Annotated in this window: 12 protein-coding genes; 10 read left to right on the forward strand and 2 right to left on the reverse strand. The window is 36.3% G+C overall.

Features of this window, described 5'->3' with window-relative positions; all coding sequences use genetic code 11:
• Positions 1–173 precede the first annotated feature (173 nt).
• From OZP13_RS18075 to metF, 4 genes are all read left to right on the forward strand, one after another.
• Positions 174–905: a DUF1016 N-terminal domain-containing protein gene (locus OZP13_RS18075; protein WP_269241527.1), complete on the forward strand. Its 732-nt coding sequence runs from the start codon at positions 174–176 to the stop codon at positions 903–905.
• Between the two features lie 23 nt (positions 906–928).
• A complete protein-coding gene (locus OZP13_RS18080; RefSeq protein ID WP_269241529.1) occupies positions 929–1,354 on the forward strand; it encodes a PDDEXK nuclease domain-containing protein in 426 nt (141 codons plus the stop codon).
• Between the two features lie 196 nt (positions 1,355–1,550).
• On the forward strand, positions 1,551–4,232 hold the full coding sequence (metH, locus tag OZP13_RS18085) for a methionine synthase (protein WP_281298125.1): 2,682 nt from the start codon (positions 1,551–1,553) through the stop codon (positions 4,230–4,232).
• A 77-nt stretch (positions 4,233–4,309) separates the two neighbouring features.
• Positions 4,310–5,263 (forward strand): methylenetetrahydrofolate reductase [NAD(P)H], encoded by a 954-nt coding sequence (gene metF, locus OZP13_RS18090; protein WP_269241531.1) that lies wholly within the window; start codon positions 4,310–4,312, stop codon positions 5,261–5,263.
• Between the two features lie 41 nt (positions 5,264–5,304).
• Here the strand turns inward: metF and gldA are convergent, their stop codons facing one another.
• Positions 5,305–6,204: a gliding motility-associated ABC transporter ATP-binding subunit GldA gene (gene gldA / locus OZP13_RS18095; protein ID WP_281298126.1), complete on the reverse strand. Its 900-nt coding sequence runs from the start codon at positions 6,202–6,204 to the stop codon at positions 5,305–5,307.
• Between the two features lie 167 nt (positions 6,205–6,371).
• Here gldA and OZP13_RS18100 point away from each other — a divergent pair, with 167 nt between their 5' ends.
• The 5 genes from OZP13_RS18100 (at position 6,372) to OZP13_RS18120 (ending at position 11,391) form a co-directional block, all read left to right on the forward strand.
• Positions 6,372–6,962 carry an outer membrane beta-barrel protein gene (locus OZP13_RS18100; RefSeq protein WP_269241532.1) on the forward strand — a complete coding sequence of 197 codons (591 nt, stop codon included), beginning with the start codon at positions 6,372–6,374 and terminating at the stop codon, positions 6,960–6,962.
• Between the two features lie 436 nt (positions 6,963–7,398).
• The gene (locus OZP13_RS18105) at positions 7,399–8,226 is read left to right on the forward strand and encodes a prephenate dehydratase (protein ID WP_281298127.1); all 828 of its coding nucleotides are present in this window, start codon (positions 7,399–7,401) and stop codon (positions 8,224–8,226) included.
• Entirely contained in the window at positions 8,223–9,371 is a 1,149-nt protein-coding gene (locus tag OZP13_RS18110) for a pyridoxal phosphate-dependent aminotransferase (RefSeq protein ID WP_281298128.1), read from the forward strand. The genes OZP13_RS18105 and OZP13_RS18110 overlap by 4 nt, the downstream gene beginning before the upstream one ends.
• A gap of 42 nt (positions 9,372–9,413) precedes the next feature.
• Positions 9,414–10,271 carry a prephenate dehydrogenase gene (locus tag OZP13_RS18115; RefSeq protein ID WP_281298129.1) on the forward strand — a complete coding sequence of 286 codons (858 nt, stop codon included), beginning with the start codon at positions 9,414–9,416 and terminating at the stop codon, positions 10,269–10,271.
• Between the two features lie 40 nt (positions 10,272–10,311).
• Positions 10,312–11,391, forward strand: a complete 1,080-nt coding sequence (locus OZP13_RS18120) for a bifunctional 3-deoxy-7-phosphoheptulonate synthase/chorismate mutase type II (RefSeq protein ID WP_281298130.1) — start codon at positions 10,312–10,314, stop codon at positions 11,389–11,391.
• Positions 11,392–11,454: 63 nt separating this feature from the next.
• Here the strand turns inward: OZP13_RS18120 and OZP13_RS18125 are convergent, their stop codons facing one another.
• On the reverse strand, positions 11,455–12,195 hold the full coding sequence (locus tag OZP13_RS18125; RefSeq protein ID WP_281298131.1) for a DUF3667 domain-containing protein: 741 nt from the start codon (positions 12,193–12,195) through the stop codon (positions 11,455–11,457).
• Positions 12,196–12,387: 192 nt separating this feature from the next.
• Between OZP13_RS18125 and rsgA the strand changes: the two genes are divergently transcribed.
• Entirely contained in the window at positions 12,388–13,365 is a 978-nt protein-coding gene (gene rsgA / locus OZP13_RS18130; protein WP_281298132.1) for a ribosome small subunit-dependent GTPase A, read from the forward strand.
• Positions 13,366–13,374 lie beyond the last annotated feature (9 nt).

Raw genomic sequence — 13,374 nt, forward strand, 5'->3', positions numbered from 1 at the left:
CAAAAGTGAGCAACTAATGAGATTGCTTCGTTTCTCGCAATGACAAACGCGAAGATGAAATAAATGAACAAGTTCCGTAGGAATGACCCATTTTGTAGCAACGGATTTTAATCCGTTGAATAATGAGGATACATTTTGTAGCAACGAATTCATTCCGTTGAAAATTAAAAAATATGGAAATACAAGGAGGTAATAATTATTTACAGGCGGTACAGCAAATAAAAACGGCTATTTTACGAAGTCGTTACGAAGCTGCTGCGCTTGCTAATAAGGAATTATTGAAATTGTATTTTGGCATTGGTCAATATGTATCCTTTCATAGCCGAAACAAAAATTGGGGAAAGGGAGCTATTGATAGTATTTCGAATTTGTTGCAACAAGAACTTCACGGTTTGAGAGGTTTTTCGGCTTCTAATATAAAAAATATGCGTGCTTTTTATGAAGAATGGGAATTTATGCAACCATTTTTGATAGACGAAAAAGCCCCTCTTTTTCAATTTTCGGAGGAAGAGTTAAATCGTCAGTTGCCAACTGCCGAATTGAATAACTTAAATCGTCAGTTGGTAACTGATGATTTAAAAACGAATTTTCCAATTCGGCAGATGGCGTCTGCCGAATTGGAAAATGAATTCGTGGAGCAGTTTTTAAAGCTTGGTTTTTCTCATCATAGGGAAATAATAAAGAATAGTATGCTTGAAGAGAGTATTTTTTATATCCAAAAAGTAGCAACCGAGTTTTGGAGTTTTGAAACTTTAAAGCATCATCTAAAATCTGATTTATACCAACGACAAGGGAAATTAGCGCATAATTTTCAAACCACTTTGTCCGAAAACAGTTTTCGACAAAAAGCACTAATGGCTTTTAAGGACGAAATGCTTTTGGATTTTTCAATATTGAGGATGTAGATGAAGAGCCAAACGAACGTGTTTTGGAAAATGCGATTGTGCAGAATATCAAGAAATTTATAATGGCTTTGGGTTCTGAATTTAGTTTTATCGGAAATCAACACCGATTGCTTATTGAAGATGAAGAGTATTTTATTGATTTGCTGTTTTTTAACAGAAAAATTCAAAGCTTGGTCGCTATCGAATTGAAGAAAGGGAAGTTCAAAGCAGAATATGTTGGAAAAATGAATTTGTATCTTTCGGCTTTGGACGAAATGGTCAAACAGCCACACGAGAATCCGTCTATTGGAATTATTCTTTGTAAAGAAAAAAATAATAAAATAGTAGAATTTGCTTTTAGAGACACCTCAAAACCGATGGGAGTGGTTACGTATAAAACCTACAATGATTTGCCAGAAGCCTATAAAAATATTCTGCCAGATACGGAAACGTTGAAAGGATTGTTGTAATAGAAAGAAGTTGATTTGGAAATGAGTGATTTGCGTAAGGGATAGCAGCGGCATCCTTTTGTGGAGCGATAGCGGAACAAAAGATATAGCGAATAGCCCGACCCTTTTGGGTCACGCCCAAAACGATAATAAGAAATAAATAAGCTAAACCTCCAAGATATTCAAATCCTTGCAGGATTAAAAAATAAAAACAAAAATGGCAGAAGCAGAAAAAAGAAGAAACCTAGTTTTATCAGGATTAGAACCCTTAATCATTACGCCAGAAAGCGTATTTGTAAACATTGGGGAACGTACCAACGTAACCGGTTCTAGAAAATTTCTTCGATTAATCAAGGAAGAAAAATACGATGAAGCTTTAAGCATTGCCAAAGAGCAAGTAGAAGGTGGCGCGCAAATCATCGATATCAATATGGATGAAGGAATGCTAGATGGCGAATATGCGATGGTGAAATTCCTGAACTTAATCGCTGCCGAACCCGATATTGCTCGTGTTCCCATTATGATTGATAGCTCGAAATGGCACATCATTGAAGCAGGTTTGAAAGTGGCGCAAGGAAAATGTGTAGTGAATTCAATCTCTTTGAAAGAAGGAGAAGAAGCCTTTATTCATCACGCTCAATTGATAAAACGCTACGGAGCTGCCGCTATTATTATGGCTTTTGACGAAGTAGGACAAGCGGATAATTTTGATCGACGTGTGGAAATTTGCCAACGTTCGTATGATATTTTAGTAAATAAAGTAGGTTTCCCTCCGCAGGATATTATTTTCGATTTGAATATTTTTCCTGTAGCAACCGGAATGGAAGAACACCGCCTGAATGCTTTGGATTTCTTTAAAGGAACCAAATGGGTTCGTGAAAATTTGCCACACGCACACATCAGTGGTGGTGTGAGTAACGTTTCGTTTTCGTTTAGAGGGAATGATACGGTTCGTGAAGCGATGCACTCGGTTTTCTTGTATCACGCCATTAAAAACGGGATGACAATGGGAATTGTAAATCCGGAGATGCTTTCTATTTATGATGAAATTCCAAAGGATTTATTAGAACACGTAGAAGATGTAATTCTGAACCGTCGTGATGATGCTACAGAACGGTTATTAGACTTTGCCGAGAATGTAAAAGGTGGTCCAAAAACGAATGAAAAAGAAATTCAGGAATGGCGTTTGGGAACCGTTCAAGAAAGAATTACCCATTCACTTGTAAAAGGTGTTGATGCCTTTATTGAAGAAGATGTTGAAGAAGCGCGATTGGCAGCCACGAAACCTATCGAAGTAATCGAAATCAACCTGATGACGGGAATGAACGTTGTTGGAGATTTGTTCGGTTCAGGAAAAATGTTCTTGCCACAAGTGGTAAAATCGGCTCGTGTAATGAAAAAAGCCGTGGCGTATTTGTTGCCTTTTATTGAAGCTGCTAAGCAGGTTGGAGATAAAGAAGGAAACGGAAAAATCCTGATAGCAACTGTAAAAGGAGACGTTCACGATATTGGTAAAAATATTGTTTCAGTTGTATTAGCTTGTAACAATTACGAAATCATTGACCTTGGTGTAATGGTTCCTCCCGAGAAAATTATTGCAGCAGCTATCGAGCACAATGTAGATATTATTGGTTTAAGTGGATTGATAACACCTTCGCTTGACGAAATGGTATATCTCGCCAAGGAATTGGATAAAAGAGGAATGAATATTCCGGTGATGATTGGTGGAGCAACGACTTCACGCGCTCACACCGCCGTGAAAATTGCACCTCAATATAAAGGAACGGTCATTCACGTAAACGATGCGTCGAGAGCTGTTACCGTGGCTGGAAATTTATTGGACGATAATAGAGAAAAATATACCAGCGATATTCGAACCGATTATGATGCTTTTAGAGAATCGTTCTTGAATCGTTCCCGTGACAAGAATTTCTTGAGTATTGAAGATGCTCGTAAAAACAAATTACAATTGGATTGGGAGAATTTCACTCCAGTAAAACCAAATATTATTGGCGAACAAGTTATCGAAGTGGATTTGGATGTTTTGGTTCCTTACATTGACTGGACTCCGTTTTTTAGAACTTGGGAATTGTTTGGGAAGTATCCGGCAATTTTAACCGATGAGGTGGTTGGCGAACAAGCGACTTCTGTTTTTGCCGATGCACAGGAAATGTTAGCTGTAATTTTAAAAGAAAAGAAATTGCAAGCCAAAGGTATCTATGGCATTTTCCCTGCGAATCAAGTTAACGATGACGACATTCAATTGTATGATGAAAAAGGGAATGAATTAGAAAAATTCTTGACATTGCGTCAACAAGCACAAAAAACAAAAGGCGCTCCAAATATCGCTTTGGCCGATTTTATTGCGCCAAAAGACAACGGAGTAACAGATTATATGGGAGCATTTTGTGTAACAACAGGTTTTGGTGTCGATGAATGGGCGGCTGAATTCGAAAAAGATTTAGACGATTACAATTCGATAATGGTCAAGGCTTTGGCAGACCGTTTTGCAGAAGCTTTCGCCGAATATTTACACGAAAAAGTACGTAAAGAAGTTTGGGGTTATTCGAAAGATGAAAACATCAGTACCGAGGCAATGATTGCCGAAGAATACAAAGGAATTCGTCCCGCACCAGGTTATCCAGCTTGTCCCGACCATTTAGAAAAACCAACCATTTGGAAATTAATGAATGTTGAAAAAGAAATCGGAGTAACTTTGACCGAAAGTATGGCAATGTGGCCAGCTTCTTCGGTTTCGGGATATTACTTTGGAAATCCGGAAAGCAAGTATTTTGGACTCGGAAAAATAAAAGAAGATCAAGTCATTGATTACGCCAAACGAAGAAGTATTTCGACAGATAAGGCAATGAAATGGTTGAACCCAAATATAGCAGATTAAAAAAATTGTTTCAGGTTTAAAGTTTCAAGTTGATCGAGTAACTTGAAACCTGAAATCTGAAACTTGAAACAAATAAAATGAAAGTAACACAACATATAGAAAACGCAAAAGGTAAACCTTTGTTTTCTTTCGAAATTGTTCCGCCTCAAAAAGGAACAAATATTAAAGATTTATATCAAAATATTGATCCGTTGATGGAGTTTAAGCCTCCTTTTATAGACGTGACCACTTCGAGAGAGGAATATGTGTACATCGAAAAGGACGGACTTTTTGATCGTCGAATCACTCGTATGCGTCCCGGAACGGTTGGGATTTGTGCTTCCATCCAACATAAATATGGAGTGGATGCAATTCCTCACGTACTTTGTGGTGGTTTTACCAAAGAAGAAACCGAATATTTACTAGTCGATTGTCAGTATTTAGGAATTGATAATTTGGTGGCACTTCGTGGCGACCCAATGAAGGGAGAGAAATATTTTGAGCCAACGAAAGGAGGAAATAATTATGCTGTGGATTTGGTAAAACAAATCAAAGCGATGAATGCAGGACAGTTTTTGCACGACACTTTACCAATGCAAAACGCACCCGATTTTTGCATCGGTGTGGCGGGTTATCCAGAAAAACATATTGAAGCTCCAAGTTTGGAAGCCGATTTGAAAAGGCTAAAAGAAAAAGTAGATGCGGGTGCCGATTATATAGTGACTCAAATGTTTTTTGATAATCAACGTTATTTCCAATTCGTTGAAGCAGCACGTGCCATAGGAATTTCAGTTCCAATTATCCCAGGAATCAAGCCAGTTGCGGTGAAACGTCATTTGCAATTGTTGCCACAAGTTTTCTGGTTGGATATGCCACAGGATTTGATACATTCTATCGAGCAAGCCAAAGACAATGCGGCCGTTCGTCAAATAGGTGTGGAATTTGCTGTTCAGCAATCCAAAGAATTAATAGAATTTGGTGTGCCTTGCGTACATTATTATTCTATGGGAAAATCAGACAATATTCATCAAATAGCGAGTCAGGTTTTTTAGATTTCTGTATAATCTCGTAGAGACGTTGCATTGCAACGTCTCTACTTCGTGATTTCTCTAAAAACAGTCTCCAGGTTTTTGTTCTTCTGATTGAGTTGTAGCGTTTTCAAGCCATTTGCATTGGCAAAATCAAAAACAGCAGGACGCATATCTTTATCGGAGTTGAATGTCAATTCCCAAATCAAATCGTGGGTGTTTTTGAAAGAAGTTAGATTCTCGATTTTGGCAATCAATTCTTCTTCTACTCCAAGGTCAAATTCCACTTCAATAACTTGTTCATTAGTTTCAGTCGAGATTAAGTTGTCAAGTTTTTTGTCGGCCACGATTTTTCCTTTGTCAATAATAATTACTCGGTCACAAATTGCTTCTACTTCCTGCATAATGTGTGTCGAAAGAAAAACCGTTTTGTCTTTGCCCACGTTTTTAATAACGTTCCTGATTTCGACTAATTGGTTTGGATCCAATCCAGTTGTGGGTTCGTCCAAAATCAAAACATCGGGATTGTGCAATAAAGCATTGGCTAATCCCACGCGTTGGCGATAGCCTTTGGATAATTGTCCTATTTTTTTGTGGCTTTCATTCGACAAACCCGTCAATTGAATTACTTCTTCAATTCTGGATTTGGCGACTTTATATACATCGGCATTGAAAGATAAATACTCTCTCACGTATAAATCTAAATACAAAGGATTGTGTTCTGGTAAATAGCCAATGGATTGTTGTACTTCTTTGGCTTGTGAGTTTACATTAAATCCATTGATAGTTGCAGTTCCTTCGTCGGCGGCAATATAGGTGGTCAATATTTTCATCAAGGTCGATTTTCCGGCACCATTTGGACCCAAAAAACCAACGATTTCTCCTTTTTTGACAGAAAACGAAATGGAATCCAAAGCTTTTTGAGTTCCGTAACTTTTCGAAATGTTATTTACTTCTATTGACATTGTTTTTTATTTACAGCAAAAGTAAACAGAAAAAATAGAATTCATCACTTCCCTTTTTTTAACTTGAAAAATTATATTTTTTTTTAACGCATAAGCAAATGTTAAAGTCACTTAAATTTCTAATTGAATAGTTTCTCTTTGTCAGATAAATTTTAAATAAATTAAAAATGAAAAAATCATTACTTATTCTTGCACTAGCTGTATTTAGCTTTGCAAATGCTCAAAAAGGCACAGTTTTAGTTTTAGGAAACGTGGGATATTATTCCCAAAAATCAGATGTTTCGTTGGGAGTTAGACCCACACAAAACAATTTCAATTTCTCTCCAAAAGTGGGTTATCAATACAATGACAACTGGACTGTGGGTGTTGAATCGTCAATTTCAAATTCAAAACAGACTTATACATCAGGCGAATACAAATCCAATAATTTTTCTGTGGGTGGTTTTCTTCGTTATTCTAAACCAATAGGAGGGATTTTTTCTGCTTATGCGGACCTAGGTACGGGTTATCATAATGCAGAGCAAACACAATATAATGGAGGCATTAATCCATACATATCAACAATTAAGGGGACTGGTTTTTATGTAGGAGTAACACCTGCTTTATTTTTAAACATTAATAAAGGGTTTGGTTTAAATTTTAATTTGGGAAGTATAGGTTATAGCACTCTAAATTATAGTAATTCAGGAAATGACACTCAAAATTTTGATTTTAGTTTTGGTCAAGCCTTTAGTGTCGGGATTTCTAAAAACTTTTAAAACTTTACTTTGTTGCGTTTTTCAAAAGCATTCGTTTCTACGTATGCTTTTTTGTTTGAGTAAATGTCCATAATTTGGCAATGAATAAAGAAGTTACAAGTATGCTGCCAGAAAGTTCTTATCGGGTTGTTGTTTAATTGTTATTTTGAGGCTTCATTTTTAATTATTTAGTAATGAAAATTAAGTTTTATAGATAATTCTTTTTTTGTTGGATAAAATCAGACTTTTTTTTGGTTTGACAAAAAAAATATTTATACATTTGCAAAGAATTTATTAAAAAACAGAAACAAAATGTCTCATAACCGTTTTTATTTTAGCAATACTTACTATTTCTTCTTTAGGAAGTAAGGATTGTCTATGGTTATTTGAAAGATTAAGAAACAAATAAAACTAATATACAATCCTGATGAAAATCAGGATTTTTTTTTGAGTATAAATGAGAACAAAAATTGCAATACAAGGTATAAAAGGCTCTTTCCATCATCAGGTGGCGCAAGATTATTTCTATCAAAATATAGAAGTTGACGAATGTATGTCTTTTGAAGAATTGGTGGATAGCGTTTTGTCAGGCAAATCGGATCAGGCGGTTATGGCAATCGAGAATTCCATTGCGGGTCCCATTATTCCCAATTATGCCTTGATTGACAAAAACAATTTGCACATTGTTGGGGAACATTATTTAGACATTCACCAGAATTTAATGGCATTAAAAGGCCAGAAAATTGAAGATATCCAAGAAGTGCATTCGCATCCGATGGCTTTATTGCAATGTATGGAGTTCTTGAAAAAATACCCAAACATAAAAATAGTCGAAGATAAAGATACAGCTGAAACAGCAAGAAGAATTTACGAAAAACAGTTGAAAGGAATTGCAGCAATTGCCAGTAAAACAGCTTCTGAAATGTATGATTTGGAGATTTTGGCGCCGGAAATTCAAACGATTAACAATAATATGACTCGTTTTGTTATTATCAACAAAGAAGAGAAATTTGTCGAAGAAGACGAAATCAACAGGGCTTCCATCAAATTCGAATTGGATCACAAACGTGGAAGTTTGGCAGCAGTTTTGAACGTGATGAGCGATTGCAAATTAAATTTAACCAAAATTCAATCTTTGCCAAAAATAGAAACACCTTGGAAATATTCGTTTTTTGTGGACGTTACTTTCGAAAAATATGAAGACTACGCCAAAGCAAAATCCTTGTTGGAAATTATGGCGGAATATTTCAAAGTGTTGGGAGAATATAAAAATACAAAACCGTGATACAAACAGCAAAACGTTTAGATATAGTGGAAGAATACTATTTCTCCTCAAAATTGAGAGAAGTAAGACAATTGGCTTCCGAAGGAAAACCGATCATCAATATGGGAATTGGAAGTCCTGATTTAAAGCCTTCACAAGCCGTTATTGATGCAGTAACTTTGGCAATGCAGGAAGAAAATGCACATCAATATCAAAGTTACCAAGGATTGCCGGAATTGAGAAAAGGAATGGCCGATTTTTATCAAAACAACTATGGAGTTGCCTTGAATCCGAATACCGAGATTTTGCCTTTGATGGGTTCCAAAGAAGGAATTATGCACATTTCATTGGCGTTTTTGAACGAAGGAGACCAAGTTTTGATTCCAAATCCGGGGTATCCTACTTATTCTTCGGTGACGAATTTGGTTGGAGCCGTACCAGTTTATTACGATTTGAAAGAAGACAATAATTGGGAACCTGATTTCGAAGCTTTGGAAAAATTAGATTTATCGAAAGTAAAAATAATGTGGTTGGGTTATCCGCACATGCCGACAGGAGCGAGAGGAAGTTTGGAATTGTTTGAAAAGTTGGTTGCTTTCGCCAAAAAAAACAACATCTTGTTGATTAATGACAATCCATATAGTTTTGTTTTGAATGACAATCCAATGAGTTTGTTGCAGGTTGAAGGAGCAAAAGACGTGGCATTAGAATTGAATTCTTTATCAAAAACCTTCAATATGGCAGGTTGGCGAGTGGGAATGGTGTTGGGAAATGCAGCTTGTATTGATGCAGTTTTGAAAGTAAAAAGTAATATGGACAGCGGAATGTTCTTTGGAATCCAAAAAGGAGCAATTGCAGCCTTGAAAAGCGATCAATCTTGGTTCGATTCGATGAACGCTGTTTACAAGAAAAGAAGAGTTTTAACAGAACAATTAGCTGAAAAGTTAGGTTGTGAAGTCTATAAGGAAGGCGTTGGATTATTTGTTTGGGCAAAATTACCAGCAGGAATAACATCTTCAGAAGATTTTATAGATAAAATTTTATACGAAAAATCAATTTTCATCACTCCGGGAACAATTTTCGGTTCCAATGGAGAAGGATATATCCGATTTGCACTTTGCGTGAAAGAGGAAAAAGTGCAAGAAGCAATAGATAGATTTGTGTAGAGACGCGATTTATCGCGTCTAAATAATTTGCAATTAAAGAAAATGAAAGTACACGTAATAGGAATAGGATTAATAGGCGGTTCGATGGTTTTGGACATCAAATCACTGCATCCGGACGCGACTATTTATGGAATTGACAACAACGAAAGCCATTTGGCGGAAGCTATTGCTCTTGGAGTTGTTGACCAAGCGGCGACATTCGAAGATTTGGCGGTAGCCGATTTTGTAATCGTTTCGGTTCCTGTTGATATAGCATTGACCCTTTTGCCAAAAGTTTTGGATGCAATCGGAGAGAATACGATTGTTTTTGAAGTGGGTTCTACGAAGACGCCAATTTGCGAAGCGGTGGCGGATCATCCAAGAAGAAGAAATTTCATTGCCACGCATCCCATTGCGGGAACTGAATTTTCTGGGCCTTCGGCGGCGATAAAAAACTTGTTTCAAGGAAAAACCAACATCATTTGCGAAGTCGAAAAAACGACTTTCAAGTTGCAGGAGAAAGCCTTGGATTTGTTCAAGAGTATGGGAATGAGAATCCGTTACATGGATCCAAAATCGCACGACAAGCATATTGCTTATGTGTCGCATTTGTCCCATATCAGTTCGTTTATGCTTGGGAAAACGGTTATCAATAAAGAGAAAGACGAACAGGATATTTTTGACATGGCGGGTTCCGGATTCGAAAGCACGGTTCGTTTGGCTAAAAGTTCCCCGGCAATGTGGACACCAATCTTTAAACAGAATAAAAAGCAAGTCATAAAAACATTGGAAGAATATATCTCTAATTTATCCAATTTCAAAGAATTATTGGAGAAAGATGATTATGATGCGATATTCAACGAAATGCAAAGCGTGAATAAAATCAGGGAAATATTAAACGGAATGAACAGTAAAAAATAATATCAAAATAAACACAACAAAAAATAAATATTTAGAAAAGATGGAAAACAAGAAAGAAATGAGAAATTGGTTGAACGAATTCAATTTGTCTCATCCATTAGTGATAGCAGGACCTTGTAGTGCTGAGACCGAAGAGCAAGTATTGAAAATTGCTCACGAATTGAAAGATTCTGATGTAAGCGTTTTTAGAGCAGGAATTTGGAAACCAAGAACTCGTCCAGGAGGATTTGAAGGTGTTGGAGAAATTGGACTGAAATGGTTGAAAAAAGCAAAAGCAGAAACAGGAATGCTTATGGGAACTGAGGTTGCCACTGCTGCACACTGTAAATTGGCTTTAGAATATGATATCGATGTTTTGTGGGTTGGTGCTCGTACCACTGCAAATCCATTTGCGGTTCAAGAAATTGCCGATACTTTGAAAGGAACTGATAAAATCGTTTTGATCAAAAACCCGGTAAACCCTGATATGGCTTTATGGTTGGGTGGTGTAGAGCGTTTGTATGCTGCCGGAATCGAAAAATTAGGAGTAATTCACAGAGGTTTTTCTACTTACGAAAAAACAAAATACAGAAACATTCCAGAATGGCAAATTGCTATCGAATTGCAAAATAAATTCCCTGATTTACCATTAATTATTGATCCATCACATATTACAGGAAACCGTAACATGATTCTTGAAGTGACTCAAGAAGCTTTGGATTTGAATTATGACGGTATGATTATCGAAACGCATATTGATCCAGACAATGCTTGGTCTGATGCAGCACAACAAGTTACTCCAGACGCTTTGAAACAAATCTTGAAAGATTTGAAAATCAGAAAAGTAAGTGGTGACAATGACTTTGACCAAAAAATGACAAAATTGAGAGCAAACATCGATGTTTTGGACGCTAATTTATTAGAGCTTTTAGGAAAACGTATGAAAGTGGCTGACGAAATTGGTCAAGTGAAAAAAGAAAATAACGTGGCTGTATTGCAAAACAACCGTTGGAACGAAATCCAGGTAAAAATGGTTGCCGAAGGAGCTAAAAAAGGATTGACAGAAGAATTTATCGTTAAATTATTCAGAGGAATCCACCAAGAAAGCATCGAACATCAAGAGAAAATATTGAACTCTTAACCAGTGTTTTTCTAAAAATAGAATCCCCATACTTGTTCAAAAAAGTATGGGGATTTTTGTTTTTTAAAATGATTTAAGGATTAAATCAACAACAATAATAAGTGAAATCAAACAGCTTAAAAATATCAGTTGGCTCAACAATGTCAATAGTAATGATTTTTTCAAGCTCAGTTTATTGAAAAACTGTGCATTTGTCCAATAGATGAACACAACGTCAATTAGATAAATGACTAATGAAAGTGTCTGCATAGAATGAGTTCCATTGAAATGATTAAGCAATGGAAATAAAGCGATGTGCACAAACAGTTTTTGGGAAGCCTTGAAAGTATTCAGGATGAAGTATTCCACTAAATTGTAGCCCTGTTTTCTAAAAGCAATGCTTGTGCCAATAGTGTACAAAGGAATCATCAAAAGAGTAGTCCATGCATAATGTGTACCCATCCATTCGTTGAATTTAACGTTGTCGATTCCAGTTTCTGTGGTACGTTGCACCGTAGTTTCAACAAAACTGATATGGAAATAATGGTACATAAATCCATAAAGGGATGCCAAAATAATAACCAAAGAGATTGGTTTTAAATGTTTGATTCGCTTTCCTTCAATAAATTCTCTAATGGTATGGCCAGGTCTGGTAAATAATTGTTTGCCAGAATACAAAATCCCTTCGTCAAAATGGAATAAACTATGCCTGATTTCATGCCATAGAAAATGAAAATTCAATCGATGTGTTTCGGCAGTTTGCCCACAATTGCTACAATAATGCCCTGAGTAAATGTGGTTACAGTTTTTACAGGTTACCTTCATTTTTTATCGATTAGGTTATTGAATTCTGTGTTTTGACAAAGCCAAGTTGATTATTTTCAATAGTAATTAAACCTTTTGGTAGATATAAATAACTTTCAACTGTAAACCTAAAACAAAATTTTATCTTTGCAAAAAGTTTTAGGTTGTAAATCAGAAATCTAAAATCAGAAATCGAAATTCGCAAATAAAAAAATGACAGGAACCGTTTATAAATCTACAGGAAGTTGGTACACCGTAAAATCCGATCAAGGTGATTTTATTGAATGCCGCATGAAAGGAAAATTCCGAATCAAAGGCATTAAAAGTACCAATCCTATTGCTGTGGGCGATATCGTGGATTATGAACTTGAAGAAACTTCGGATACCGTGACGGGAACCATTCATAAAATTCACGACAGGAAGAATTACATCGTTCGAAAATCAGTGAATCTGTCGCATCAAATGCACATTATTGCGTCGAATATTGACCGCGTTTTCCTTTTGGTTACCATCAATAATCCACCAACGACTTTCAATTTCATAGACCGATTTTTGGTCACTGCCGAGGCTTACGGAATAGAAACCATATTGGTTTTTAATAAAATTGATACATTCGACGATGCTACTTTGGATGAACAGTTGTATATGCAACACGTTTATGAAGAAATCGGATACCAATGTTTGCGTGTTTCTTCTACCGAAATGAAAGGAATAGAAGAATTAAAAGAACTGATGATAGGCAAAGTAAGCATGTTTTCTGGGCATTCAGGCGTAGGAAAATCGACTTTGGTCAATGCTTTGGAACCTTCTTTACATCTAAAAACCAAGACTATTTCTGAAGCCAGTAAGCAAGGACAGCACACGACCACTTTTGCCGAAATGTATGATTTGTCTTTTGGTGCTCGAATAATAGACACGCCAGGAATCAAGGGTTTCGGGATTGTCGATATGGAAAAGGAAGAAATCAGTGGTTATTTTCCTGAGTTTTTCCGGTTGAAAGACCAATGTAAATTTAATAATTGCCTGCACAAAGAAGAACCCCATTGTGCCATCAAAGCAGCTTTGGAAAAAGATGAAATAGCTTGGTCTCGTTATAATAGTTACCTGAAAATCCTTGAAGGTGACGACGAAAATTACCGAACCGATTCATTTGACGAAGATCGAAAAGCAAGTGATGAAACTAGGAAATAGTATAAAGGC

The organism is Flavobacterium limnophilum, from assembly GCF_027111315.2.
Taxonomy (GTDB): domain Bacteria; phylum Bacteroidota; class Bacteroidia; order Flavobacteriales; family Flavobacteriaceae; genus Flavobacterium; species Flavobacterium limnophilum.

Excerpts from the sequence above, each read along its gene's own strand:
- gldA (WP_281298126.1), bottom strand. The coding sequence starts at position 6,204 with ATGTCAATAGAAGTAAATAACATTTCGAAAAGTTACGGAACTCAAAAA.
- metF (WP_269241531.1), top strand. The coding sequence starts at position 4,310 with ATGAAAGTAACACAACATATAGAAAACGCAAAAGGTAAACCTTTGTTT.
- OZP13_RS18105 (WP_281298127.1), top strand. The coding sequence starts at position 7,399 with ATGAGAACAAAAATTGCAATACAAGGTATAAAAGGCTCTTTCCATCAT.
- OZP13_RS18075 (WP_269241527.1), top strand. The coding sequence starts at position 174 with ATGGAAATACAAGGAGGTAATAATTATTTACAGGCGGTACAGCAAATA.
- OZP13_RS18115 (WP_281298129.1), top strand. The coding sequence starts at position 9,414 with ATGAAAGTACACGTAATAGGAATAGGATTAATAGGCGGTTCGATGGTT.
- rsgA (WP_281298132.1), top strand. The coding sequence starts at position 12,388 with ATGACAGGAACCGTTTATAAATCTACAGGAAGTTGGTACACCGTAAAA.
- OZP13_RS18100 (WP_269241532.1), top strand. The coding sequence starts at position 6,372 with ATGAAAAAATCATTACTTATTCTTGCACTAGCTGTATTTAGCTTTGCA.
- metH (WP_281298125.1), top strand. The coding sequence starts at position 1,551 with ATGGCAGAAGCAGAAAAAAGAAGAAACCTAGTTTTATCAGGATTAGAA.
- OZP13_RS18120 (WP_281298130.1), top strand. The coding sequence starts at position 10,312 with ATGGAAAACAAGAAAGAAATGAGAAATTGGTTGAACGAATTCAATTTG.
- OZP13_RS18125 (WP_281298131.1), bottom strand. The coding sequence starts at position 12,195 with ATGAAGGTAACCTGTAAAAACTGTAACCACATTTACTCAGGGCATTAT.